Annotated in this window: 20 protein-coding genes and 1 pseudogene; 8 read left to right on the plus strand and 13 right to left on the minus strand. The window is 56.4% G+C overall.

The window, feature by feature from the left end:
• The first annotated feature begins 13 nt into the window (after positions 1-13).
• Positions 14-613 (plus strand): hypothetical protein, encoded by a 600-nt coding sequence (locus AC0L3I_RS03005; RefSeq protein ID WP_473525920.1) that lies wholly within the window; start codon positions 14-16, stop codon positions 611-613.
• Between the two features lie 54 nt (positions 614-667).
• Here AC0L3I_RS03005 and AC0L3I_RS03010 read toward each other — a convergent pair whose 3' ends face one another.
• Positions 668-874, minus strand: a complete 207-nt coding sequence (locus AC0L3I_RS03010) for a helix-turn-helix domain-containing protein (protein ID WP_473525921.1) — start codon at positions 872-874, stop codon at positions 668-670.
• Positions 875-1,013: 139 nt separating this feature from the next.
• On the opposite strand from AC0L3I_RS03010, the gene AC0L3I_RS03015 reads away from it, so the two are divergent.
• On the plus strand, positions 1,014-1,736 hold the full coding sequence (locus AC0L3I_RS03015) for a hypothetical protein (protein WP_473525922.1): 723 nt from the start codon (positions 1,014-1,016) through the stop codon (positions 1,734-1,736).
• 212 nt (positions 1,737-1,948) lie between these two features.
• On the opposite strand, the gene AC0L3I_RS03020 is transcribed toward AC0L3I_RS03015, so the two are convergent.
• The 6 genes from AC0L3I_RS03020 to AC0L3I_RS03045 form a co-directional block, all read right to left on the minus strand.
• Positions 1,949-2,110, minus strand: coding sequence for a hypothetical protein (locus tag AC0L3I_RS03020; protein WP_473525923.1), 162 nt, complete (start codon positions 2,108-2,110; stop codon positions 1,949-1,951).
• 211 nt (positions 2,111-2,321) lie between these two features.
• The gene (locus AC0L3I_RS03025; protein WP_473525924.1) at positions 2,322-3,566 is read right to left on the minus strand and encodes a tyrosine-type recombinase/integrase; all 1,245 of its coding nucleotides are present in this window, start codon (positions 3,564-3,566) and stop codon (positions 2,322-2,324) included.
• A gap of 431 nt (positions 3,567-3,997) precedes the next feature.
• Positions 3,998-5,584, minus strand: a complete 1,587-nt coding sequence (locus AC0L3I_RS03030) for a virulence-associated E family protein (RefSeq protein WP_473525925.1) — start codon at positions 5,582-5,584, stop codon at positions 3,998-4,000.
• A complete protein-coding gene (locus AC0L3I_RS03035) occupies positions 5,581-6,132 on the minus strand; it encodes a DNA-primase RepB domain-containing protein (RefSeq protein ID WP_473525926.1) in 552 nt (183 codons plus the stop codon). Before AC0L3I_RS03035 ends, AC0L3I_RS03030 begins: the two co-directional genes overlap by 4 nt.
• Before the next feature lie 249 nt (positions 6,133-6,381).
• Positions 6,382-6,615 (minus strand): helix-turn-helix domain-containing protein, encoded by a 234-nt coding sequence (locus AC0L3I_RS03040; protein ID WP_473525927.1) that lies wholly within the window; start codon positions 6,613-6,615, stop codon positions 6,382-6,384.
• Positions 6,616-7,165: 550 nt separating this feature from the next.
• Positions 7,166-9,439, minus strand: coding sequence for an ATP-binding protein (locus tag AC0L3I_RS03045; protein WP_473525928.1), 2,274 nt, complete (start codon positions 9,437-9,439; stop codon positions 7,166-7,168).
• On the opposite strand from AC0L3I_RS03045, the gene AC0L3I_RS03050 reads away from it, so the two are divergent.
• A complete protein-coding gene (locus AC0L3I_RS03050; protein ID WP_473525929.1) occupies positions 9,438-9,821 on the plus strand; it encodes a hypothetical protein in 384 nt (127 codons plus the stop codon). The two genes, AC0L3I_RS03045 and AC0L3I_RS03050, sit on opposite strands and share 2 nt — an antisense overlap.
• A gap of 305 nt (positions 9,822-10,126) precedes the next feature.
• Here the strand turns inward: AC0L3I_RS03050 and AC0L3I_RS03055 are convergent, their stop codons facing one another.
• Positions 10,127-10,771, minus strand: a complete 645-nt coding sequence (locus AC0L3I_RS03055; protein ID WP_473525930.1) for a hypothetical protein — start codon at positions 10,769-10,771, stop codon at positions 10,127-10,129.
• Positions 10,772-10,825: 54 nt separating this feature from the next.
• Between AC0L3I_RS03055 and AC0L3I_RS03060 the strand changes: the two genes are divergently transcribed.
• Both AC0L3I_RS03060 and AC0L3I_RS03065 read left to right on the plus strand, forming a co-directional pair.
• Entirely contained in the window at positions 10,826-12,055 is a 1,230-nt protein-coding gene (locus AC0L3I_RS03060; RefSeq protein WP_473525931.1) for a hypothetical protein, read from the plus strand.
• Between the two features lie 683 nt (positions 12,056-12,738).
• A complete protein-coding gene (locus tag AC0L3I_RS03065) occupies positions 12,739-13,269 on the plus strand; it encodes an AlbA family DNA-binding domain-containing protein (RefSeq protein ID WP_473525932.1) in 531 nt (176 codons plus the stop codon).
• A gap of 52 nt (positions 13,270-13,321) precedes the next feature.
• Here AC0L3I_RS03065 and AC0L3I_RS03070 read toward each other — a convergent pair whose 3' ends face one another.
• Together AC0L3I_RS03070 and AC0L3I_RS03075 are read right to left on the minus strand one after the other, a co-directional pair.
• Positions 13,322-13,588 (minus strand): hypothetical protein, encoded by a 267-nt coding sequence (locus AC0L3I_RS03070; RefSeq protein ID WP_473525933.1) that lies wholly within the window; start codon positions 13,586-13,588, stop codon positions 13,322-13,324.
• A gap of 561 nt (positions 13,589-14,149) precedes the next feature.
• Positions 14,150-14,377: pseudogene (locus AC0L3I_RS03075) on the minus strand (transposase); the annotation flags it as partial.
• Between the two features lie 735 nt (positions 14,378-15,112).
• On the opposite strand from AC0L3I_RS03075, the gene AC0L3I_RS03080 reads away from it, so the two are divergent.
• The 3 genes from AC0L3I_RS03080 (at position 15,113) to AC0L3I_RS03090 (ending at position 18,161) form a co-directional block, all read left to right on the plus strand.
• Positions 15,113-16,063, plus strand: coding sequence for a trypsin-like peptidase domain-containing protein (locus AC0L3I_RS03080; protein WP_473525934.1), 951 nt, complete (start codon positions 15,113-15,115; stop codon positions 16,061-16,063).
• A gap of 14 nt (positions 16,064-16,077) precedes the next feature.
• On the plus strand, positions 16,078-17,034 hold the full coding sequence (locus tag AC0L3I_RS03085) for a M12 family metallopeptidase (RefSeq protein WP_473525935.1): 957 nt from the start codon (positions 16,078-16,080) through the stop codon (positions 17,032-17,034).
• Positions 17,035-17,531: 497 nt separating this feature from the next.
• Positions 17,532-18,161: a hypothetical protein gene (locus AC0L3I_RS03090; protein WP_473525936.1), complete on the plus strand. Its 630-nt coding sequence runs from the start codon at positions 17,532-17,534 to the stop codon at positions 18,159-18,161.
• Between the two features lie 215 nt (positions 18,162-18,376).
• On the opposite strand, the gene AC0L3I_RS03095 is transcribed toward AC0L3I_RS03090, so the two are convergent.
• From AC0L3I_RS03095 to AC0L3I_RS03105, 3 genes are all read right to left on the minus strand, one after another.
• Entirely contained in the window at positions 18,377-19,660 is a 1,284-nt protein-coding gene (locus tag AC0L3I_RS03095; RefSeq protein ID WP_473525937.1) for a cystathionine gamma-synthase family protein, read from the minus strand.
• A 1,943-nt stretch (positions 19,661-21,603) separates the two neighbouring features.
• Entirely contained in the window at positions 21,604-23,310 is a 1,707-nt protein-coding gene (locus tag AC0L3I_RS03100; protein WP_473525938.1) for a S1 family peptidase, read from the minus strand.
• On the minus strand, positions 23,291-24,058 hold the full coding sequence (locus AC0L3I_RS03105; RefSeq protein ID WP_473525939.1) for a M12 family metallopeptidase: 768 nt from the start codon (positions 24,056-24,058) through the stop codon (positions 23,291-23,293). Before AC0L3I_RS03105 ends, AC0L3I_RS03100 begins: the two co-directional genes overlap by 20 nt.
• Between the last annotated feature and the right edge of the window lie 430 nt (positions 24,059-24,488).

The raw sequence follows: 24,488 nt of genomic DNA on the forward strand, positions 1-24,488 counted from the left end.
GATTGGCAGAACCATGAGCGAGGAGAGAACGGATCGGAGCGCGCTCCGAAAAAGTGAGCTGGGCGAGATCGCCTTGTGGCAGGCAGAGGAATTAGCCTTTCCGCCAACAGAATGGGAGGCGAACACCCTTGCTAAAATTCTTGCGCTGCCGCAAGTCACTGTGACGCGGCCGCCTGAAAAGCAACTGTTGGCGGCAGGAATGGTCCGCAACCACTGCCACGTGAATTGTTCGTCACAGGCGGTAGCCTACCCCAATCTCATCAGTCATGTTTCGGGGTGGTTGATCAGCAGCCATATTATTGTTTTGCATTCGGTAGTCGAAGTACGCGGGCAATTGTGTTGCGTAACGCCGCAGGAAGTTCGGTCGCCTCAAAGGTTTACGTTCATCCCTGACCCGTTGATCGAATGGTTGGAAACAGATGACGGAAGACAGATGGTCGCGTTTCGGGGTGGGGTAAAGCTGCCTAATGCCCTTCGGAAATATCCCGAGCATCATGTTCGGATGAGGAATGAGTTCCACATGCTAATAGCGTCCGGGATGACAGCTTTTGAGGCTCAGGGAGTCGTTGATGCTACACTGGGGGCCGAACTCAGGAAGCGAGAGCCCATCTAGTTTTCGCGCCTCGCTGTTCGAATTAAACGCGGGGCCGGGATCTGCTTCTGGCGCTCAACGTATGCCGGTTTCTGCAGCTCGAATGATACGATACGGATCAGCGCCTACCGCTCTGCTGACAACTATAAATTCCGCTGCGTCCAGCCGCCGTTCACCGAGTTCAAACTTCGACACGAATGTTTGACGCTGCCCAATGCGCTTTCCTAGCTCGGCTTGGGTGATGCCCGCGTCCTTACGAGCTTGCACGAGCAGCTCGATCATTCGCTGATAGAGATCTGAACGAAGTGAGGACAATTGTAGCGCCAGTGCATAGACCAGCGCTTCAATAGAACCCTAATTTGGAGTACCCCAAATTGGGGTATTGTGACATGCTCGCCTGAGTGGGATTCGGGGGGCGTGCGTGAAGCATCAGTACGTCGGTGACGTCAGCGACTATCGGAAGTATGGACTGCTGAAGGCCTTATCGCGGAGCGGCGCGAATCGAATCGGCGTGTGCTGGATGCTGACGCCCTCAGACGGAAGCTCCGACGGCGGCAAGCTGGCGTATCTTAAGCAGCCTGATCGGTATCGGCACTTCGACCCGCAACTGTTCGACATCCTCGCACATGCCGCAGACGAGCCTGATCGCCGCCGGCTCCAAACCATCGAGGACAGCGGCGCCATCCCCGGCGCAACTTACTTCAACGAGCTGTTGCCCGATGTGTTGGCGGGCCGCGCTGCCTTCATGGAACGTTGCCTAGCCGCGCTCCAGGACGCAGATCTCGTCTTCTTTGATCCCGACAACGGTCTGGAGACATCGCTACTGAAGGGACGCAGGAATTCGTGCAAATACCTCTACCTGGACGAGGTACGTGCGTTCTACGCATCGGGAAAGTCCTTGCTGATCTACCAGCACTTTCCCAGAGTCGAGCGCCGGGCCTTTATAACTTCATCCATCGAGCGGTTGCGAAGTGTCGCTTCGAACTCCTTGGTCTGGACCTTCACCGCCGCCCATGTGGTCTTCTTTCTTGTGGTCCATCATGAGAGTCCCGCGCGACTGGCCGTTGCCGCGACAGAGGCCTGTGGACGCTGGGACGATGGCTTCATCGTGGGCCATCATCCGCGTCTCGCCGACCTCGGTTGACTATCAGATCGAGTGAGGGGCGGCGTAGCGGGGTAGCGCGTATTAGCTCCAGATCCTTTCGAGGGCCGACGGGTCCCATCGACCCGTCCAATACTGCCTTGCAAAGGGGGGAGGGTCGAGACAACCGCCCCGGAGAGAGCCGCAAATGCGAAAATGCGGCGATCGAGAGACGACCGCCACATCTGGGAGCGCAGCTGTGCGATGGTGGCGGTTTATTCCGGCTCGATGGCGATGTAGCCGACGGACTCGCACTCGCCGAACTCTTCCAGCGCCCATTCGATCTCGGCTGGATCGAGTTCCATGACTTTCGCGGCGACTTCGAGCGGCATCCATTCTTCATTGCCGGTTCGCTTATCCCTGACCAAGATGTGCATCGGTCGCCTCCTACTGTCCAACAGGACAGTAAAACACGGCGAGAACTCCGGCACAATTATCCGAGTGATATCAATGCATTAGGGACGTGCGGGCTGGTGCGCGGCTGCACCGTACGGCGCGGCTAGCGGGGCCTGGCGGGCCAGCTGGCAGGCGGCCGTACCCACAGCGCTGTGCGTATGGTCCGGGTGGCTAGGCGTAGCCCGCGCCGGCCTAGCCGCTGTAGGCCCGGTCCAGCGCGGCTATGGCGGCGCTGCCGTCTCGCACGGCCTGAGTGTAGTGGCCGAGCGTCACAGTCGGATTGGCATGGCCGGCGATCTGCGCCACCAAGCCAATCTCGATGCCCTGGGCCTGTAGCGTCGAAATGAATGAATGCCGGGCTGAATGCGGCGTAACATACGGCAAGCCCAGCGCCTTGAAGGCTGGCTCCCAGTAGCGCTTGCGGAAGTTCTGATAGAGAAGCGGGCCACCGCCACCAATGCGCGGTCTGGGCCATTCCTGCAAGCGGCCGGGACCGGGGAAGACCCGATGCAGCTCCTTGTCCTTGCGCGGGCACCGGACCCGCCACGCCAGCAGGATCTCCCGCAGCACCGCACTCATCGGGACTTCGCGGGTGCCGGCTTCTGTCTTGGTCATTTCCGTTAGCGCACCGGTCCGCTCCTGGATGCGGCGAATGTGGATTGTGTTGCGCTCGAAATCGACCTCGCTCCACAGCAGGCCGAGCTGTTCGGACGGCCGGGTGCCCGCTAGAAATGGGAAGGCATAATATGCCCCCTGTTCGAGGTCTTCCCTGGCCGCGGCGATCAGAACGCGAATGTCGTCCGATGCCAGAATCGTCTTCTTGGGCTTGTGCCGCACCTTAGCGAGGCCCGTCGGCATTGACGGGGCGCGAACACCGTAGTCCTCTTCAGCTAGTGCGAAGATCGACTTCAGGTGCGACTTTGCTCGGTTGGCGGTGTAGGTGCCGCATTGGTCCGCGACAGTCCGGTGCCAAAGGCGGAGTGACGCCGTCGTAACGTCGGTTAGCTTGATGTCGCCCAGCAGCTTGATGAACCGCGCATCCTTCGACTTTTCACCGGTCTCGGTATAGTCGGCGCGCTCTTGCCGAGTTCCAACCAGAAGCGGCCCACGGATGGCTCCGTTCACGACCACCTTGTAGCCTTTCAGCGTCGAGGGTTTGACCTTACCCTCCTTGTCGGCCAGCCAGTGGTTGATGACCTGCCCGACTGTTGGCGCAGTGCGCTCGTCGACGTAGCTACCCTCAGCGAACTTGACGAGAAGCCCGGCACGAAACGCCTCCGCATCTCTCTTGGAGTTGAAAGCGCGGCGGCGGCGCTTCTTGAGCTTCGGGTCCTTGTACTCCGCGTACCACTGCGGATAAGCGGCAATCGCACCGCTCTTCAGTTTGCGACGACGCGTGGCCTTGGTGATGCTGACGTTTTTGATTTTGTTATTCATCTCGTTTGCTCGCTGGAGTCAAAAACACGAGGAAAACACGGCGCCGGTAACCCGCACAATTAATCGCGAATTGTGCTCCACGGCCCCGAAACGGGTCCGAATTGTAACCTGACGTGTAACCTCGGTATGGTGTTGGATGCCCAAGCCGCGCGACGACGCGGCTTGTGAAATTTCGGATTCGGCCCCCATCGAGGTTGAAATCGCAGCGGACGACCTTTCGGGCAAGCGGAGCGTGGCATTCCTGCCGGCACGCCGGACGCGATCGCGCTGCCGGCTGCCCGCAGCACCTCGGAAGTGCTGTTCCACCACGCCGTGGCGCGTGTGGCATGCCACAGCCGCCGGCTGGCCGCCGCCCACACCGCACCTGGCACATGTTCCCACACCGCTGTCGCCGTCCCCAGGACGTGCCACACATGCCACGGTGCCACGGCCTAGAATTCCTGGAGATCAACGTGGCCTTCGGGTTTTGGGCGCTCGTACCCGCGGATGGTGTTGTCGCCGACTCTAAATTTGGTCGGCTCCCAACCGAGCTTTCGCATGACGATGGCTAGTCGCTTCGTGTGGGATTGATTTTGGCGTTCTGGGTCGATTTTGAGCTTACTTAGGAGTTCGTGGGTCCCGACCCTCACTAGGTGTCCGCTCGAGTGACCCCTTACAGTGGCAAGGAGTTCGAGCCAAGGGTCCTCTTCCAGCCGCGCCGCCTGCTCAACCGCGGCAGTCTCCCAAAGGTGCGGCGAAAGGCTGATGCTCTCGCCTTGTAGTTCGCGATGAGCCGCTTCCGCCCACAACTGAGCCCGGTCACGCCTCAGTCCCTCAAGGTCGATGACAGTAGTCTTTATCGGCCAGAACCGGCGATTGCCTGTCTGGTCACGGAGGTAAGTAGTTTCATTGGTGGTACCAATGAATATCGCCTGTCGCGGCCTGGATTCGACAAAACGCCCGTAAGCCATTCGGGATCGGTCCTCCTGGCGAGAGGCAAACGCCTTGATCTTGTTAACTTCGGCGCGGTTAAACCCCTCGACCTCACCCAACTCGTAGATCCAAATCCCTTCCAACAGTTCCATCTGGCTACGCGAATCCTGAGTGAGTATCTCCTGGTCAGAGTGGAAACCCTCGCCCGCTAAAATCCGAAGGGCAGTTGACTTACCTGAGCCTTGAGGGCCTTCCAGAATGGGTATCTGGTCGAATTTTATACCAGGCATCCGAACTCGCCGGGCAGCAGCGATGAGGATGATTGGGCCGATGGCCCGATTCAGATCTGTGTCTTCTGCGCCAAGATAGTCGACTAACCAAGTGTCGATGCGCGACGTTCCGTTCCATTCCAGTGAGTCGAGCATGTCGCAAACAGGGTGGAATGAATTCTCCAAGCAGTGTTGGTTGACAGCATCACGAACGTTTTCGGCTCTGGGGTCGAAACCAAACGCACCAATGATGAGGGCGCGGACCATAGCAACAGCGTCATCGCTCAGCTCTCCCTGGAATTCCTGCAGCGCGGCGCCGTTTAGCATCTTGCGATGGCGGAACCGGTCGTAACCGAAGGTAAGTTCGAGTCGTTCAAGCGCCAACAACGTGTTGCGCATAGTGGCTTTGGGTTTGCCACTCCGCTCAACTTCGACCCAGGCGGTTGAAAGTGCCTCTATTGCCCGACGAGCTTGTCGAATGGCGTAAGTTTTCGGATTTCTCTTTTCCAGGACCGAGGCGGAGATTCCGTTCCTGGGGTTTATTAGAATTCCCGCAATTTCGGCCTCATCACACCCGGCACGAGCCAGGCCGTGTACGCACGCAAAAACCGAATGGCTTCGGCTTGGATGGCGGGGATTATGTTCTCCCCGGGGGCGTTCGGCATCATCGCCAACGCTAATCAACTGTCTAACGGCTTCGGTAACGGCTGTCGGCAGATCATCTATTGACCTGGGTATGATGTTGCTCGGTAAAGAGGATGGGCCCTTTTCGGTGGCAACCAAAGCCGAACCACCCACCGGAAAGTTATCGAGACTATAGGATAATGACCAGTTCATCCTACGACCCTCGCAAGGACAGGAACGCGGCCAGCAGCTCGCTTTTTTGCGGTCGGTAGATTGATCGTCCCGGGGAGCCGGAGCAGACGGTCGATGTTGTGACAATTGTCGCCGCCAAGCTGACGAGCGAGCCATATGTTTATGCGCTCGACGCGGTCAAAATCGGTCGAGGCATTCGACAGCCGCCACAATGCCTGGTAGCCACCGCCGGAAAAGACGATGACACTCGGCGCTGGATTGAACGATTTCAGCGCTTGCAGCGTCGCCTCATCGTTTATGTCCACGTCAACATGGAGGCTTCGAACCGCGACAATGTCGGCCTTCTTCGCCTTGAGGTTGAGTACACCACCCGCGATTTCATTCACGTGATAGTAAAGGCCTTCCTTTCCTTGCCGCGCCTCTATCCAAGGCGCGGCAAGATCATGCTCATGTAGCTGGAATGTTCGAAAAGTTGGCGAACCCCCGTCAGGTGGTATAGCTGCGAGGTCCCATCGTTGGTCGGGTAAGAGGCTCGCGAGGAAATCGGTGGCGGCAGCCGTTTCGGGCATTGGGCCGACGTTAGCCATTAGTGTCCTCCGAGCTTTCGCAGTTGCGCTTACAGCTGCCCTGTTGACGCGCTGCGCTGGAGTCTAGAGAGCGAGGGCCTGCGTGGACAACGACCAGCACTACCAACGTTTGGGACGCGTTCGGCCGATTTGGAGGGCCGGCTTGGTCTGGATGCATGTGCGACATGTAAGTCGGTGGCGTCAAATACTCGACGGGATTATCGAAGTTCGGAACTCCGCGGATAGGCGAAATCATGAATTTCCTCCCTGGCGGGAGGCCTCGATAAAGGCGACCACTTCAGACAGCTTGACGAGCGGTCTGCTATTAAACGGCCTATAGCAGGGGATATCCCCTCGCCTCACAGCGCGTTGGATTTGCCAGTAAAATACGCCAAGTTCGTCGGCAGCTTGCTTGAGATTGAGGAGCTTCTCGGCGGAAGTGCCGGGTGCATGGTGGGGTCCAGGAATTTGATAGATTGCGACCATCGTTTGTCTCCAAGGGAGCCGGTGAAACGATGGTTCGATCTCGACCACGGCCCACGCGTTCGCTCCCAACATGTTGATTGGGGTTGAATGCGTGATCAGCCGTAACGAGTAGCGTTAGGGTCTTGAGTGCAGTCCTAGGAACTGCCCGGTGTGTTGAGCTAAACACCTAGGAACTAAAGTCCTGGTGCAGTGCGCCATTGGAAACTACCTAGAATGCTCCTACGCAAAGACTCCCCGTGATCATCACACCGTGAATTTAGCCGCTTTTGCGCGCGCTGGCTCATACTTTTTTGTTCACGGTTTGTGGTCCGCATAGCGGCCCCGCAGGGGTGGTGCGCCCGTGTAGCTGCGCCGCCGCGGAAAACTGAGGTATGGCGAACGGTATGCGTAGCAGGGCCGGTGTCAGCACTGCGTACTCAATAATTTCACCGAGTAACACTTCGAAAGCGGACAGAGCGGTTGCAACCATTGGGAGGCGGTTGATCACCATTTCCGAAAATATCTGCCGCGGACTCTCTGCGCTGTCAGTTCGGTCGAATGTTGTTTGTTCTCACTGCGTTCCGGACCTTAGCATTCCGCCCACCGCCTCCACTGCAGAGGAAACGATGCGCGCTATCTCGCCGAGGAATACCCTTGCTTCCTGCCCCATGACCGCATCGGGAACCGGGGCTGCGGTCGCGCAGATGTTCGCCAAGGCCGTCGCTCGACGATTAACAGATCCTTTGCCGCGGTCATTGAATGACTCTCGCCAGTTCTCGAGTTGGCCATCGACCAGCCGTCGCCGGACGAGTTGATTCAGACTTGCAGCCACGATCTGCCGTGCACGCGTTGTAGCTCGTTGTTCCTCTTCTTGGTCCAACTCGCTAACGGGCGCATCGAGGTATCTAGAAATAGCTTCCAACACGCTAGTCTGGAGATCAGCCACAGGCCGAAGCGTGTCGTACTCTACATCAAATTCGCCGGAGATTCGCTTGGTGAGCGCCTTGATTCTTGTCCAGTGCTCCTTACGAAGGTGCGCGTGAGATCCCAATCCCAGCTTCGCGCGCCAAGCTCGGTTGAAATTCAAAGCGCCGCTCTGGACTGCGAAAGAGATGCCAATGGGGTCGTAAGCCAAAGCCGCCTTCGGCTGATCCTTCGGTTCGGCTGCATGCACGCAGAAATTGATGAGCGTGCTGAGTTGAATAGACATATACGCCGCGACCTTCGGCTTGAGGGCCGAAAGCTTCTTCTGTGTGCCGCCAAGCATGAAGCATCGGTCATCTAACCCGCGCTCTAAGTTGCGGACAATGCGCGCGCCGACGTTATCTTGGAGGCTGGAGAGCGCACTTATGACGGACGCCATTACGTGGGCACGACGCTCCGCCATGCCGGGAAGATTCTGCCCCTTTATCTGATCGAAATGCGTAAAGGCGATCGCAAGCTTTTCATCATAACCACTGATAGCCAAGGCCTTGAGCACTGAGAGAGGCGCCGCCTGCATGGGCTGCTGAGCATTGTCTACAAGCAACACTACATCCACGTCCGCGAACTTTCGGCTGATGTGTGTTGTCAGGCTCGTAGCGTCGTCAGGTGTGTGCCCGATACCCTGCCCATCGATTAGGACCAATTTGGCACCAGAGGGTTTCATCTCAGGGTACAACGGCCCGCGCACCCGTATGCCGTTGACAATTGGCGTGAGCAGACGACCAAAATGAGGCCAGTAATTGCTGGAGAACCAGCGGATGCTGCGAATGAATTCCGAACGGTCGGTCGCCTCGAAAGTCCAAGATTGGGGCCAACCCGAACCTGTATATCCCAATATACCAGACTGGATGCGATCGAACCTCATGCGGATTAAGTCCAGGACGTCCTGAACTAGATTATGAAACTCTTCCTGGGTGTGAAGCTCTTTTTCGAACTCCTCGCCCAGCAGCTCCAGATAGGCGTCATGGTCTTCTTTGGAGATTTGCCTCCCGTCGACGCCAAGGCTCTCGGAGATTTCTCTCGAAATGGCGTCGGTAAGTTCCTCAATGCGGCGAATAACTGCCTCCAAGGCCTCCCGGCTCGCGCGTTGCTCCGTGTCCGGAATAATCTCTTCATCGACAATGACAGCGGCGGCGTTCTCTTCCTCGTCTGTATCTTCAAACGAGAAATCGTCTATCACTTCTCCACTCGACCAGGGCCCGAGAATGTAACTTAGCCGAAATTTTTGGTCGCGGTGATTGAGAAAGCGTTCGGCCACCTTGGCCGTCTGTAGGCCCGAATGCCGAGCGAGCGCCGCATCCAGGATGCATTCCTCAACGTAGGTCTGCACTTGAAACTCGGTGAAGAAGGTGACGATAGCCTTGTAATGTTGTCCGCCGGCAATCACCTCAATGTCCGCAATGGTTGTCTTTGCAGGTGCAGTCGATGGAAATCGATCAACATCGGGATCCGAGCCAATCAACTGCCGAAGCAGGGTGGTTTTTCCAGCACCGGTCGTCCCTACGAACAGAACTCGCGAGTATCCGTCCTGAGCCGAGGGCAGCCGCAGAAAGGCTTCCCGTAGATCCTCCGGCGCTGCACTTCCGGTTTGCAGGTCGTCGAAGAAGGCCTTGACGATCGATGGCTCGAATTTCCTCTCCGCTTCGGCACGACGGGTGGCGTTCCACCAGCTAGGGTCGTGAAGGAGGCTATTCATCTGCGCGACCAAGCGCTCGGCCTCATCGTCGTCGTTCGTCCCAAGCCCCCGACGAACCTTACGACCGAGGCGGCCTTGGCTGTCCTGGCGAAGTGGATGACGGAACGTGATGGACCAGCCCGGTCGATTGGATCGAGTTTTCGAGGCGGTCAGAATTTTTGACATGTTGTACCAAGTTGTTCCAAAAAAGCTTGACGGGGCGCTGCTGTGCGTGTCTGCTACAACATGGTACCACAATAGTGGTTCGCCAACGATTGCGCAAGGAACGGTCAGCATGTTGAAAGGCGAGAAAAAAATGATGAGCGCCCACCGGCAGCTCAAGCGCGGTTACATCCTGCTCTGGCCGGTCTTCCCCACTGCGACTGCTTCTGCGGCCGAGATCGCGGGTCAGATGGGCGATTGGGCGGACTCATTGGACCTGGGCGAGTGGGGGATAACCATCGTGCTGGGCTTGGCACAAGACTGGGCCTATTTCGACGTGACGCTAGGGAGAGACGAAAATGAGGTTTTCATCGAGCTCCTCTTCGGACCACCTGTAGTCTACTGAAGCCGGTGTGGGCATTCACGGTCGCCGGTCTTTTGCACGATGTGCCTCCGGCCTTTGAGTGCGGCAAGAGAGAAAGCGCAAGTGCGCCTCACGCCTCGGTTCGCTTCAGACAGGTTGCGCACTTTGAATTGACACGCGAGGCGTCGCCTGATGATTTGGTGCATAAATTCGCGGCTCGCTGCTGAATGGTCGGTAGCCGCAGACACCCCTCGGCGGAAGGGTGCAAATGTCCCCCTTCATCCCGAACAGGAAGCAAGTTGTTTTAGCTTTGGTGATGGCCACATCAGCAGTAGTGTCCTCACCAACTATAACGACGCAGAACTTCGCCCAACTTGCCAAAAATACATATCTATCAGCTTCATGGGAGGGTAATCGGCTCCGCGCGCCGCAATCACAGCACCCGCCTCCTCGAATTCGGCAGCATGCTCGTCGCAATAGTTCATCAAGGCCGTGTGGTTAGTTTTATTCAAATAGGAAAAGGGCAGCCGGCACACTTTTAACCCTGCTATGAAGTAGCGGTCATAGGCGGGCAAACACGCTAACATTCCTAACACCACCTTCGTTACTAACGTGTCGGTCGGCTCGGCGCCTTTGCTTACCTCTCGGTATGTTGACCGGATCTCATCGAGCATTTCGAAGATTTCGGCTTGGAATCCCAGAGCTCGTCTTGCGCCAATTCCCCGTAGTTTGGTCCGGTTTTCTCGCCCGAGTACCTCAACTGCCAGCTTATGAACCTTGAAATCGCATTGCAGTAAAAAACTAGAGCCCCGCATCATACCCCAACTTGCCAAATAAAACCCCAGGTGCAGCGCCGATAGATCATTCGCGAGGTTCGAAGGTCCCTCAAATTGCGTGTAGCAGTGCTCCCAGGATTTAAATCGATGGTGCGGATCTTGCCGGGCTTCGTCAAAGTAGGACAACACTGTCGCAACGATGGGCGGATTTGACATCAAAACTCCTACCGTAAATCGTTTTCCTGCACAAGTTAGGCCACAGGAAGAGCAATGCCCACACATAATGAATGGTCTGAAGACGAACTGACTGCAGTAGTGCGTTCTTACCTTGACATGCTCAAAGCAGAAGAGGTTGGTCGCGCGTTCAACAAGTCTGCGTATCGAAGGACCCTCCTGCAAGGCCCGCTGAAGGATAGATCTGACAGTGCAGTGGAGTTCCGGATGCAGAACATTTCGCACGTCTTGGAAAGCCTAAATGAAACCTGGGTAACGGGATATAGGCCGGCCGCGCACGTTGGAGCCAATACGCAAAGGCGAATCGTCGAAGTGCTTGCAAGGCTGCGTAGGGCGGTTCCCGTTTCGGCGACAGAGCCTGTTTCGATCCGGTTAAGTGACGTCGTGCCGGAAGTCAGTAAGATAATGGGTGTAAAGGCAGTGTTCGGGCGCATCTCCTCACACGTTCTATGTTTTGGCGGACGCGGCGATCCATCGAAGGAGGAACAGTATTTTTCTAAAGCCAGGTCTGCTGCGACCAAGGCTGTGGCCGCGCCATTTGTTTTAACGATTGGCGGCGGAGGCAATGTTCGCGAGGACCTTGAGGGGCGCGTTGCAAATCTTGCCCAAGTCTCCACGGTGTATGGGCCAACTGCGATGCTCCTCAGTGATGCAGAAGAGGTGCAGCGGCTCGCACAGTGGCCGGTTTCGGTGGCTCTTCACAATGTTTGGCACTTTAAGGAGGAACCGCATTTGGTTGCCGACCTCGGAATGCCGGATCGAACAATTCTCTCGGGTGCGCAGGACGGCATCGTCCGCCCACAATCAAAGGTTGAGCAGCTATGGCATGTGCTTAGTAGTTGCGAGCTAGAACCGGTCGTTCTGCCTGCACCACCCAATTTCTACGACAGTGAGGTGCCCCTCCTCGTAAGGACGCATTTGCCAGGGCTGCCGGACACGCCACAAGGAGCTGAGGAAGGAAAGCGGATCTGGAAAATACAGTGGAATCTCGAGAGAGATCCAAAGCTGGCACGGGAAGCGAAACGTCTAAACGCTCTGCGATATGGTGCAATCACGTGCGAGGCATGCAAATTCAGTCACAGCGATTCAGCCATGTTTGATGCCCATCATCCAACCCCACTGGCTTCTGGCCAGCGTAGAACCTTTGCACACCATCTCGAAGTCCTCTGCCCAACGTGCCATCGCCGTTCTCACCGGACAAAGGAAAGGCTTAGACCTTTTACTGTGGAGGAACTCGGTCAGTGGGTCTCATCCGGACGCCCATAGTATGACCTATTTCCCCAGGCAATCGATCTTCGCATGAGACCATCCATCCCAACTGGTATAGAAGCAGGTGTGTAACGCGCTGAACCACTCGCCATCTTGTGGATGCGGCTTTGGTGGCTTTCACTACGGCAATCGTTCATCGAACCTCGGCGCTCTTCAACCGGCAATCAGCCCAATTGTTGACTGTATCGTATGGCGAACGAACTGCCCGAAGTGTGGCGCCGACGTCTACTATTATCAGAACGAGCATGGGAGCCGTGTGTTTTTCGATCACTTAGGACATCCCTGGCCGAAACATGACTGCGTGAGCAATGAAGGGGCAGCAGCTGGTGCACCCCAAGAAGGATGGAAGTCCTGCAAGGTTTTTTCTATTCGAGGAGCCATACTGCGCGTCCAAGATCGGGCCGATGGAAGACTTATGACGTTCCAAGTTGACGTCGAAATCCCTAAGCTGGGGTTGGGATTTGTCGATATTAGGAAACGTGCATCCGGCAGTTATGAAATCTCTTCTATGACCCATTCGGCGATCGTACTGTTATCGCCACTTGCTACAGTCGGCCCTAACCGGATGGCCCACAAAGTTGCGATTAACGCCACTTGAGCAACGGCCCGAGCGAGAAATACGCGGAAGAAGACAGTGCTGGCGGATATTCCAGGAATGGTTCGCTCGGAGAAGCTTACTGATGTCACTGCCCGACAATATCTCAGATTTGATAGACTATGATCTAGTTACTCTTCGCGTAAGGAGCCGCGAAGGCCGGAGGCTCGAATTCAAAGAGCAGTTCACCGTTGCTCAGCTTGCTTCATATGAACGGACGCTAGCCGCCTTCGCTAACACTTTGGGGGGTACGATCGTCTTCGGCGTTTCCGACAGGCCTCGTCTGATTGTGGGCACCGATCCGGCGGCGATCACGGACGAAGCCGACATCACAACTAGGCTACGCGCGGACTTTTCACCTGAGATTCCCTTCGAGAGCAAGACCTACCAAGTCGGCGCACTCACGCTGTTCGCGGTCTGCGTCCGGCCGGCAGTGGATCGCCCGGTAATCTGTCAAAAGACTCGGTCAAAGCAGACGCGTGACGCAAAGGGAAATAATCCCCGAGATGAGATCGTTATTAAATGTAGGCGGAACTTGAGTTCTGCATTGTTTTGCCCGAAAACATTGAGAAATATTCCCAGGCGGAACGAACTTTCTGCATCGGTTGGAACATAAGTTTCCCGAGAGGCTTCCGGCAGCCAGCAGGAGGGGCTGTTGGGCTGGAGTATTAGTGTTGGTAGGGCTGAACGAACGGAAACAGAGCCCCGACCACTCGTCGAAGTTCATTCGCCTGACGGACGAGGCCGAATTTGATCGGGCCTTCAGGAGTGATCGCGATCGCGTCCTCAACGTCACTGAGTTCAGCACGCCATTTTGCGATCATCAAATCATACTGATTGACAGCGTCCCTTTCGCTGGATGAGAGGGCTTTAATTTTGTTTGGATCAAGCGAGCAACGAAATTTCGCCAGTGGATCGGCGGTATTCGCAGTCAACGGGATATACGAGTACGACATGGTACACCTTTAATTTAGGATTGTTAGGAAGTTCGCCGACCCCGTCGGGAGACTTGCTGGAAATTGTCTCGTACAACAGGGCAGCTGTCAAATTTTTTCCGACGGTGGCTCACGTTATTGTCGTCGTCGCTTCCGAAGATGAGATGGCGAGCTTTAGGGAGGTTAGGCAACAAGAAGGTTAAAATTTAACAGCGGGGCTGGGGGTGGAATCTTGCCGTTTGTATCGGTCGGCGGGAACGAGCACAGCGCCCAATAAGCAGGCATTCGCTCGGCCACGATGTCCGCCGTCGAAGCGCGAGCCACCCCTCGGGAGCGGGTCAGGTCATTAAGCTTGACCGTAAAAGCACTCCGTGCGGTGACTATTACAAACATGCTCGCATCCGATTGATTTCGCGCCGTACCATGTGTCTGCGGGGAGCCCTGCAGCCTGCCGAATCCGGCTTCCAAGTTCTATGCACGCTTCTTGATCCGTCTAAAAGGATCGTGCCCACTGGCGTGGTGTAGCTGACGGCGTTGGTCGCCGTGCTCTCCGGCATGGGCCGGACTGATCAGCGCGCCACTGCCGGCCCGCGTCTCCCAGTCTCTGTCGCGGTAGCCGTTGCGCTGGACAAGCCGCAGCGGGGTCTTCTCGCCATGGGGCGCGCCGGTGGCGGCGCCCACCTCCAGCTCCATCAGCCGCTCGGCGGCAAAGCCGATCATCTCGCGCAGGATATCGGCGTCGGGGGTCTTCTCTACGAGCGTGCGCAGGTTCATCATGTCGTCGGTCATCGGTGGCTCCCTTCGAATCAGGTTGTGTCAGCAACCCAACCCTACCGAAGGACCGCCGCGAAGCCGCTCGCTCGCTACAGCGCTGTTGAGGGCGCGCTCGCCAGCGGCTTCGCTACCGCCGACCTACACCACGCGGTGGGACACGACCTTTCTAAAAGTAAGCTCGCTGATTGCAAACTAAGCGAATGTATAGTAATATCTCAAATCCGGGGAATATCACCTGTCTTGGGAGGGTTGTGTGTCATCGCGCAAGTCACTCCGTTTTCTTGGCGCGGCTTTATTTTTGGCTGGGTGCCAATCTGATATATCTTTCTCTGAAGATGATTCCGGCTACTATCGCTCTTCCGACAACGAAGACGTTGAATATTATGTCAACGATGGAGGGGACGACTGGACGGAGGGTGGCGACCAGCCGAGGCAGTACCGAGATCCACAGCGGTATAATCCAAACCCACCAAGATCCCGACAATGGCCACCAAGAAACCCACAATGGAACGATGGGTACAACGACTATCCAGGCGCATCCCCACGGTTCAATGGCGGACAATACTCTGGCCTGGAAGGGGGATCGCCCTTGCCGCCCGGCCCAGGAGGTGGTTTTCAGAGACCACCAGACCCCGGCGCTGGCAAAGAAGCAATACTGGGTTCTGGCAGTGGTCGTACCTGCCATGGAGATGTGAAACCGACGAGGGATAAGCTTACGGGCGGGGCGTCAAGTAGAGGATTCTGTCACCAGTGACCAAGCTAATCTTCTTCTGGCTTGCCACGTCGCTTTGCATCTGCGCTGCCAATGCTGCGGAAGAGACGACTGCCGGACCCTACCATCCTGACTGTCCGGCGGCCTATGCCCGTCTCGTCCAAAAAGTACCTGAAATTGACGGACCCCTTGTAGCGAAAGTGAAAGATTTGATCGGCGACCACGTTGAAGCTTTTCTGGAATACGACGAAAAATGCCTTGCATACGTCGGAACTGCTAAGCCCGTTACGATCGATTTTCTAAACAAACACTTGGTTGTACTCTTCAGGATGATGGGGGACGAGTATTCGATTGCGTGTTCCGGCTTTCGCATTGCACAGGATCTGATTGTCACCGCGCAACATTGCCGGGAGACCGCTCCAAAAGAGGTTCGCGTTCGGTTGTTTTCCTCGCCAGGCAAAGACCTCCGAGTGGTTGATTATCCGGATGGGTTCCCTCCTCTTACAGACGCGAACGATTTCATGATCTATCGAATTGAGGATCCGGGAGACGATTACGGTGCGGACCCGGAAGATTTGAGCGAGAGCCACCTGCGGCAGCAGGCTATAATCGTGGTCGCCGCTAGCGCAGTCGACTTTACGTACATCCTGAAGAGCGATCCGGACCGATGGACTGAGGCAGTGCGCTTTTCGCGAGTGAACGGAGCTCGTTTGTTCGAGTCAGAAGAAGACGGTCTCATTGCTAGGCCGGACCATTGTCTGATTCATGGCTCTCCGACATATCCGGGCATGAGCGGCGCCGCAGTCATGGCCATCTGGAAGGATGAAGATGCTGAGTACGGTACGAGGCTATCAATAATAGGAATTCATATACGGAGCGGACGAGGTACGTCTAGAGCCGAAATCAATGATGTGAATTGTGGCAGCGAACCTAGCCTAAACATGGGGATATTTCTTCCAAAGAGTGTTCTTGAATTGGCAAACAATTAGGAAATGGGAAAGCGATGTCCAGGAAACGGTACAGAAGCGTAGCCCTTTTTCTTTGTAGTCTGACATGGCCGGGGCTTGCGACCTCCCATGACTTGGAGGGAATTTTTGTTGAACAGAGTTCTCTAGACGCCGAGACGATAGAGACCTTGGAAGAGATCGCCTCCTATAGAAAGGAGCTCGCCGCCCAGGCGGCAGCCGAAAAAGGCGAAGATGAACTAGAGGGCTTCGTTCAGGAAGCGTTCCTTTGGCCGAATGACACAATTTCAGTCTGTTTCTTCGATGGAGCTCCTGCGGCTCATGAGCAAGTGGTGGTCCTTGCAAACCTCTGGACGGAGGGGACTTCAGCGAGTTTCGCTTTCGGGCCTAAAGGTTCTAGGAACCGCTGTGACGGGAGCAAAAAGACTGACATTCGGGTTAGTTTTCGTGGAAAGGGCTACTGGTCATACGTTGGCGTTTCAGCAAAGTATGTTAAGCCGCAAAAACAGACCTTGAATCTCAGCGGAATGGGAGACGGACGGTCACTCACTGATGGCCAGAAAGGTACAGTGCTGCATGAGTTCGGACATGCACTGGGGTTTGAGCACGAACATCAGAGTCCAGCAGCCAAATGTGAAGAGGAATTTGACTGGAGTTACCTGTATAATTCCTTTGGCTGGAGCAAAGAGCAGGTCGACCGGAACATGCGGAGGCTGCTGGTTAATCAATCCAGGAACGGTCTCATTCTAACCGAGTTCGATCCCGAATCCATTATGCTATATAGTCTTCCGGTTGAGGCGTTTAGGCAGGGTCAGGCATCCAGTTGCTACATCTCTCGAAAAAACAATATGCTTTCCGAGGTTGACGTTTCCACTATTCAGGAAGCGTATCCAGCGGGCGCTATGCGGGCTCCGGCACAAGCACCGAATTTGGAAGCCGAGAGTGGCGTTCGGGCCGCGATGCAAAAACTTATCAACCAAGCCGGGGAAGAGTAGAAACCAGCCAGCAGCAAGGCTGTCGCGCGTCGCAACTCTCGTCTCCACAGGAACGAGGCGGCCTTGCGTCATGTCCGCGATGTCCAGCACATGTCGATGTCGTATTGGTTGTCGAGTTACCCCTTTTCGAAGTGCCCGCCATGGTTGTCCGGCTTCCGCATGGAAGTCCGCGGGCGGTCAACCAGAGAACGGCGTTTCGGTTAGCTGCCTTAAATGACGTGTTTCGGTCCGCCGCCTTCATTTACAGTTCAGGGCCAGGGTTTTCCGTATAACTTCTCTGAACGAAGGGCAGAGATGGGTCAACTTTCGACGTGCCGGCTGTCGGCATCAAAATGTCCGGGAAAGGTCCGAACTCGGTCGTTCAGAGTGATTGGCTTTGATCCTAGATTAAAGATGCGGCCATTTATTACCGTTACTCGGCCCAGACCAGCGCCATCGCATATACGGAACTGCGGGCACTGCTCGACGAGCGCGAAGAGCGCCGACTTCGTATCATTATGGAAACGCTCAAGGCGGTGGAGAGGGTCGGCTACGAGAAGGTGGGCGTAGTAGATGCGACCAGTTTCGGCGACCCCGCGAAGGCAACAAACCTCTACGTCTCCAAGGAGACCGCCAAGTCCTTGAACTTTATCGACCAGGGTCGGTTCACAGAAACCACGGACGAGGGCTCCCCAGCGTACCTAGTTGTAGGGCGAGTGTCGCTAGCCGAGGTCGTACGTGCGCCGTTGGAGGATGCCGACAAAAACCTGCCTGGGGAAGTCGCAACCAGTCTGCGCCCGCTAATCGCCGAACTCTACGGGGACGACAATTCCTTGCCAACTTCCGGCGTCAAGAGGCTACTCGAAGCATTCGATCTAATGGACATGCCCTACCACGAATGGGATACAAAAATTGGCCGGCGCTATATTACACGCGAAGGTCTTGCCGAGTTAACCACGCGCATGCGGGCTGAGCCTCTGAAGGCGCTACAGAGTTTCGCCTCGAAGAAATCAATCAAGACCTATGAAGACCGCCTGACCCAGCTGGCAGCGCCGGCACATATTGCCGTTGAAGCTCCGGCGGCCGCCATGTCCGCCGCTCCGCTAAACACGGGGGCTGCGCGGCGGACACGCCAACGTCACCGCTGAATGCCACGCCATTTTTGCAGAACTTGACGCACACAACTGTTCAAAAAAACCGGGGGTGGGTCAGGGTGACCCCCTGGACGCGCCAATCGCGACGAGATGGACGCCAGTCCGCCCACCAGATGTCGGGGGTGGAGTTACTGCCCAATGCAAGGAATGCGGCGTATCGCGCAACATCGTTCGAACTGTCAGCTGAAGGCGGGCGGTCGCCGGCATTTTCAGGCGAGGGCGAGCGCCTGGGTGATATCGGCGACAAGGTCGTCGGGGTGCTCGACGCCGATCGACAGCCTTATTGTCGACTCAAGAACGCCGATTCGTTCCCGAACGTCTTTGGGCACACCCGAATGGGTCATGGCGGCAGGATGGCTAGCCAGCGATTCCGTGCCGCCCAGGCTGACGGCAAGTTTCAATATCTGAAGGGCATTGAGAAACGCGAACGCCGCGGCCTGACCACCGCGAATGTCGAACGAAAATGTCGATCCGGCACCCGTGCATTGCGTCCTGAATACGCCTGCGGCCGGAGTGTCGTCGCCGAGGAACGGCAGATATGCCACCCTTGCGACCTTCGGGTGGTCGGCCAGGAATTCGGCGACGATGCGGGCATTGGCGTTGGCTTTCTCCATCCGAATGCTCAGCGTTTCCAGTGAGCGGCCGAGCATCCAGCACGAGTGCGGATCGAGCTGCGTGCCGATCGCCCCCCTTAGCGCCTTGATGGATTTGGTGACGGCCCTGCTGCCAAGTGCCGCGCCAGCGATCAGATCGGAATGGCCGCCGACATATTTGGTCAGGGAATAGACGGAAACGTCGACGCCGTGGTCAAGCGGACGCTGAAAAACCGGTCCGAGCAAAGTATTGTCGCACACGACGACCGGCCGCTCGCCCTGTTTGGCGGCGATCTCGTCGGCGATGCGGTCGGCCGCCACAAAATCGACCAACGAGTTGGTCGGGTTGGAGGGCGTTTCGATGAAGATGAGCGATACGCGGCCTTTCCTGCAGCCTTCATCCGCCGCTGTGCGAATGGCTGACTCATCGACGCCATCGGCGAAACCCACAGCGCCGACGCCAAAATTGGCCAAGGTCTTGGCTAACAAAGTTTCGGTGCCGCCATAAAGCGGTTGCGAATGCACGATGACGTCACCCGGACGGGCGAACGCAAGCAGAGTGGTGGCGATGGCCGACATGCCGGACGAGAACAGGATGCAGGCCTCGGCCCCTTCGTAGATTGCCAGGCGATCCTCGACGATTTCGCTGTTGGGATGATTGAAGCGGGAATAGACCAGCCCGGCTCCGGTTCCGCTCGGCGGTTCCTTGCGTCCGGAGACGAAATCGAAGAAATCGCGCCCCTCTTCGGCAGATCGGAACACGAAGGTCGAGGTGAGGAACACCGGCGGCTTCACCGCACCTTCCGACAGCTGAGGGTCAAAGCCGTAGCTCAGCATCAACGTTTCCGGATGCAGCCGATGATTTCCGATATGGGTCTTGGACGGACGTGGGGCAGTCATGGCGATTCCTCCGGTCAGGTTTCTCAGACCAAAATTAGAGGAAGAACCAACACCAGTCTCTTGCTAATCCACGCGGGTCCATGATCATCCAGACAGATCCGCAATGCGATGATTCGCTTGCGCCCGAGGATGCTGGTTTCCGACTCGAAACGGTCCGGTCGGTCCGATCTCTTTCTAATTCTAAGCGCGAACAGCAACCAATGACCGATATTGGCGCAGGAGTAGGAGAATAGGAAACATATCGGACCGACCGGACCGGAAATGGGTGAGCCAAGGGCCTGGGCGCCAAGCCGGAAGACGCAGTGCACGGTCCGCGAGGCGCGCAGTTGCCATGCGACACTGCAAGAGATCAGGAGGGATGAAGGCCAGCCTTCAGCGCGCGCTCTTGCGGCGCGCGGAGGCCGGCCCGGGGCCGCGCATATAGTGGAGCTCCGGCCGGTAGCGCGGTGCAACGAATTCGCGAAAGGCTGATGCCAACTGAGTGATCAAAGTCGAATAATCCATGACACAATCTCTCTCTGGGCGCACTCTTAGCCGATTCCTGTAACCGCGAGACTCCGCCGCAGGAGGCTGTTCGTTTCCGATTTTTGTCTGCGCTACGAAGCCTTTTCCGCCGACCGCGGATGTACCGGCGGGGGCCGCATCTTTCAGGAATGCTATGCGCGACCATATCCACAGTCTCGCGGCCACCGAGGCGCTCCTTATGACCTTGTGACACCCGGCGGACACGGTGAGAATTCCGCGACGCCGACGTCCATACGGTCTCGGGTGATGGACCGCTCGAACAAAAAGACCGAATCTGATTGGGTCGCAGTCAGAAATTCCCACGAGGTGACGGACGACCAGAGGCCTACCCCCAGGGAGACGGCCAAAAACGCTGCTGGAAGGCCGAACAGAAGCTTGCGCGACATCATTGCCCCTACCTCACACGCCGGTATCGATGTGGAACAGGGTCTTCGCGCCCGGCATGTCTGAAGCAGTGGTAGCAAGAACCGTGCCACACGAGATTGCAAGGTTCGCTGGATACCAGACCCCAGCGGCCTATGCCGGGGTCATCACCGCAACCGGCTCCGACGCTGCGCTGATCGAAGGCCACGCGCCTCCGCCGGTTCCCCCGCGCCCCATGGCGTAACAGAAACTGCCAAGGCTCTAATCGACGCTGGATGAGAGTTCGGTGGCGGGTCAGGTCGATTCCAACCTGCCTTTGGCTGACCTCTACTCGCCAAGCGCCAAGCTCGGATTGTGGTTCTAAGACAGCTCGCTTCCGAGGTGTTGGATGGTTGTCTCTAGGAGTCAGTCGCATTCAATTACACGGGCGGCTTGTGAAGCCCGCGGCCCTGCCGGCCAATGTTCCTGCCGACGACCGGGAAAGGAATGGTGTCATGGAACTCTTGGCTCCCATCACGCAACTGGCATCAGCGTTTCGTGAATTCGTCACACCGCGCTACCGGCCGGAGCTCTACTATAGGCGCGGCCCGGGGCCGGCTTGCGCACGCCGCGTGAGCAAGCTTGGCGCAACGGCTACGAAGCCCGCCGTTTGTTGAAAATATCCGTGACGCGGCACCGCGCTTGCTTTGGAACGCGCCGGTCGACCACTATCCCACCTGCCGCAACAATCCGCCCGGCCGCGATTCCTGCACCATGATCATCTGGACGGCCGGCGCGACCCACGGGCGGCGTGTCCCGGCTGTCGGGCGATGCGGCCCGCGCGCTGGCGCTGGCAGGCGGGCTGTCCAAGGTCCGTTCATGATCCCGATCCGGACCGATGGTCGTTCCAAGGAAAGGCATCATCGGGTCGCGAGTTGTCGTTCCGGCTAAGCTCGCTGTTCAATGGACGGTCGGACACGCCGCTGTTACGCACGGATTAATGTCAGCCAGATCTACTCGCCGGGTTCGTGTAGTGACATTCAGTCGACTTACAACTTCAGTAAGAAGCAGTGGAGTCACTTGCCTTGGGCGCCGGGCGAGGTGTTAGAATGATCTGGCGGGAACAGGGATTTACGCCGAGCACCGAGATATGACCCCATGAACATCCCATCAGAAATAATCTTCGGATAAATCAACACGTTCTGACTATTGCTAATCGCTATTTGTAAGGAAGCGCTGTCCTCCCGGATGACAATTCCATTTGGTTGCACAATCTGTGTGCTGAAGCAAAATTGAGCTTGAGTTTGTTTAGCGTCACTGGCCGTATCCGAAAAAGTCGCAATAGCCGCAAGTGCCTGATCCAGCTCCGCCTCAACAGTTATCGGAGAAATGCTGTAGTTACCACATTGCCTCGGTCCGGCATCATACAGCCCTATATCTGCGATATCCGCTAGAAGCCAGATACCTGTGAGCACACCCATTTCGAACTTCTCTTGCAGCGGGGAACCTTCGCCTACAGCTACATACTGGTTACCGAATCCGCTTAGTACTGCGCCATCGCTCGACCAGAATAGGTCAACTGCGACCCCCGTCGTAACTATGTCCGCGCCACATTCCATCCTGATCCAGGCGTCATCTTTGCTGGCACCAGACAAGGGGCATCCGACCTCAGAGAAGTACAATTCGCCGAGTACAGACGGCGGAGTTTTATAGCCGATCCAAGGGGGCCTGTCCGTCAAATCGTCGATCGAGTGCGGCGTGGGCTTGGTCAGGAGGATTGAGAATTGCGCAACCACGTCTTCGAAGTAAACAATCTCTGCCACGAATGCAGCGCGCGTATAGGCGCTGGTTCGGACATCCGCATCAGCAATCCCCTGTTTGACCTTCGCGATCTCCTGATCCGAAAGCTTTAATTTAACACCTTGGTCCATCGCAAAACGGAAGTTTTGAGAAAAATGCAGTGCCTTGGCCAAAGCTTTCGCCGGGGTCTCAATCAGCGGCCTGCCTAGCGCCTCTTCGACTGCGTGTCGCGGTGCCCCTAGATGTACGTTCCTGGTAAAAGTCTGCCATTGGTTGAGTTCGGGGTCTTCGCATCCTGCCTTGGCTAAGACTGAAATTCGCGGCGCGTCGATAATAGGCATGACCATGTACTGACCCGGCACCGCATTGTGCTGGTCATCATTGACCTGTCCTTTTGCAATTGCGACCACGTTCCTCTTGCTGTCGAGAACCGGGCTGCCGCTTTGGCCTTCATTGATTGCGGCATCGACGATCCAGGTTCCATGTGGCCCCTCAGTTGAGACGATGCGACCCGATGTCTGAACAAAGGAAAGCGAGCCCGGAAATCCAGCGGTGAAGATGGCATCGTTTTCCTTAGGTGAATAACCCGTGTCGACACAGGTCGCCTTTCCCTGCAACATCGGGTCGATGCTCAAAAGCAGTATGTCTCGATCAGAATTCTTCTCAACGATATCGGCATCTATTGGGGGTGCCTTTTTGCTGCCAACGTGCACGGTGATCTTGAGCGTGCCAGGGCGTGCTCCCTTGAGCCGCCCTACCAGATGGTAGCTAGTCAGGATATTGCCTGATGTGCCGACAAAGAATCCTGTTCCCTGGTTGGATGGGAGAGGCACACCGTTGGCATCCTCGGCATCCACTTCCACAAAGACCAGCATCTTGCGATCTAATTGAACGTCCTCAGCCGATGCCACAGCGATGCCGGCGATGGTCACGATCGCTGCTATTGCGCTCTTGACCTTAAGATCACTGCTGGTGCGCGCCATAAACCTTCTGCACCGCAAAAACATCAAGAGGGCTCAACTTACCTTCATTGTTGTAGTCTGGATTACAGTAATTCATCACTGAGGAGGGATCCCAAGGGGTCAAAAACGTATCGCCATTTCCGCCCTGGCGCCGATCGTAGCACCCTTGCGTAGGAGTGTCGGAACGGTTCTGCTCGTGGGCAAAGCCGATCGCATGCCCGAATTCATGCACTGCAATGCTATAGATGCACTCGACACGCATCTTCTCGCTCTGCCTGCAAGCGGGCGACCATTGGTGGAAGGTGAAATTCAGCAGCATGCCGTTTGGTATGCCATTAATTTCAGTGCCCAAGCCCATCGTGTGAGGACCACTGTCTTCGACAGCGATCCTAATACCCCTATTTTGGGAGTCACACTTCTGCCAGCCGACAAATTGTAATGCGGAATTCGCCGCCCAAGACTCCTCTATTGCCTTCTTCACCAAGGCTCGATCGGCCTCAACGCTCTGAGAGGGGTCTTCCCAACAGACCGCGATCGAGTCGGACTTCCATTTCAACTTCAGATTCGGATAGGAGTGGTCGAGAACATTCCAAGTAATAAGATCCTTTATGTCACCGATAGGGACATCGCCAGCCGGACCAACGCCCGTCACTTCGTTGTTATTCTTAAGGTCCGTTCCTAAGCCTTCAGCAAGGGCGGGCGCGGGTCGGCCGATTTGTCCAACAGAACATAGCAGGCCGAAAATCAGAAAAGCACATCCAATTTTCATGTTAGCCCCCTTCGATATGAGACAACATACACGCAGATGCCGAGGGGCGCTATCAGGATTAGGAGCACTCGCGTAGCTGAAAATCCAACTACGCTGGGGCGTGGCATAAGATGGGAGCCGTCGACCAAAAGTGAATGATTGAATATTAACGTAGCACAACGTCAGCGAGCGGAAATGCGCCAAAATCGGTTTAGAGGCGGCTTCGAGAAAGACGATGACTAGGGGAGCGATAGCTACTGCTTGCCAGGTGACTTTCTCCAGACAAAGGTCTTGGCAGTTCCGCAGCGGTTTAGGACGGTGAACGACTAAAATGAATCTGCGCAGCAAGGTGTAAGACTGTTGACACCCTCACTCCTGGACGCGCAGATTGTGATGAAGATCGCATCTCGATTTTGAAATTCTCGTATACTTCACCGTTGGCAATAGGTGA

Source organism: Mesorhizobium sp. WSM4840 (assembly GCF_055811755.1).

Excerpts from the sequence above, each read along its gene's own strand:
- AC0L3I_RS03005 (WP_473525920.1), top strand. The coding sequence starts at position 14 with ATGAGCGAGGAGAGAACGGATCGGAGCGCGCTCCGAAAAAGTGAGCTG.
- AC0L3I_RS03010 (WP_473525921.1), bottom strand. The coding sequence starts at position 874 with ATGATCGAGCTGCTCGTGCAAGCTCGTAAGGACGCGGGCATCACCCAA.
- AC0L3I_RS03020 (WP_473525923.1), bottom strand. The coding sequence starts at position 2,110 with ATGCACATCTTGGTCAGGGATAAGCGAACCGGCAATGAAGAATGGATG.
- AC0L3I_RS03025 (WP_473525924.1), bottom strand. The coding sequence starts at position 3,566 with ATGAATAACAAAATCAAAAACGTCAGCATCACCAAGGCCACGCGTCGT.
- AC0L3I_RS03030 (WP_473525925.1), bottom strand. The coding sequence starts at position 5,584 with ATGAACTGGTCATTATCCTATAGTCTCGATAACTTTCCGGTGGGTGGT.
- AC0L3I_RS03035 (WP_473525926.1), bottom strand. The coding sequence starts at position 6,132 with ATGCCCGAAACGGCTGCCGCCACCGATTTCCTCGCGAGCCTCTTACCC.
- AC0L3I_RS03040 (WP_473525927.1), bottom strand. The coding sequence starts at position 6,615 with ATGGTCGCAATCTATCAAATTCCTGGACCCCACCATGCACCCGGCACT.
- AC0L3I_RS03050 (WP_473525929.1), top strand. The coding sequence starts at position 9,438 with ATGTTGTACCAAGTTGTTCCAAAAAAGCTTGACGGGGCGCTGCTGTGC.
- AC0L3I_RS03045 (WP_473525928.1), bottom strand. The coding sequence starts at position 9,439 with ATGTCAAAAATTCTGACCGCCTCGAAAACTCGATCCAATCGACCGGGC.
- AC0L3I_RS03055 (WP_473525930.1), bottom strand. The coding sequence starts at position 10,771 with ATGTCAAATCCGCCCATCGTTGCGACAGTGTTGTCCTACTTTGACGAA.
- AC0L3I_RS03060 (WP_473525931.1), top strand. The coding sequence starts at position 10,826 with ATGCCCACACATAATGAATGGTCTGAAGACGAACTGACTGCAGTAGTG.
- AC0L3I_RS03065 (WP_473525932.1), top strand. The coding sequence starts at position 12,739 with ATGTCACTGCCCGACAATATCTCAGATTTGATAGACTATGATCTAGTT.
- AC0L3I_RS03085 (WP_473525935.1), top strand. The coding sequence starts at position 16,078 with ATGTCCAGGAAACGGTACAGAAGCGTAGCCCTTTTTCTTTGTAGTCTG.
- AC0L3I_RS03090 (WP_473525936.1), top strand. The coding sequence starts at position 17,532 with ATGGAAACGCTCAAGGCGGTGGAGAGGGTCGGCTACGAGAAGGTGGGC.
- AC0L3I_RS03095 (WP_473525937.1), bottom strand. The coding sequence starts at position 19,660 with ATGACTGCCCCACGTCCGTCCAAGACCCATATCGGAAATCATCGGCTG.
- AC0L3I_RS03100 (WP_473525938.1), bottom strand. The coding sequence starts at position 23,310 with ATGGCGCGCACCAGCAGTGATCTTAAGGTCAAGAGCGCAATAGCAGCG.
- AC0L3I_RS03105 (WP_473525939.1), bottom strand. The coding sequence starts at position 24,058 with ATGAAAATTGGATGTGCTTTTCTGATTTTCGGCCTGCTATGTTCTGTT.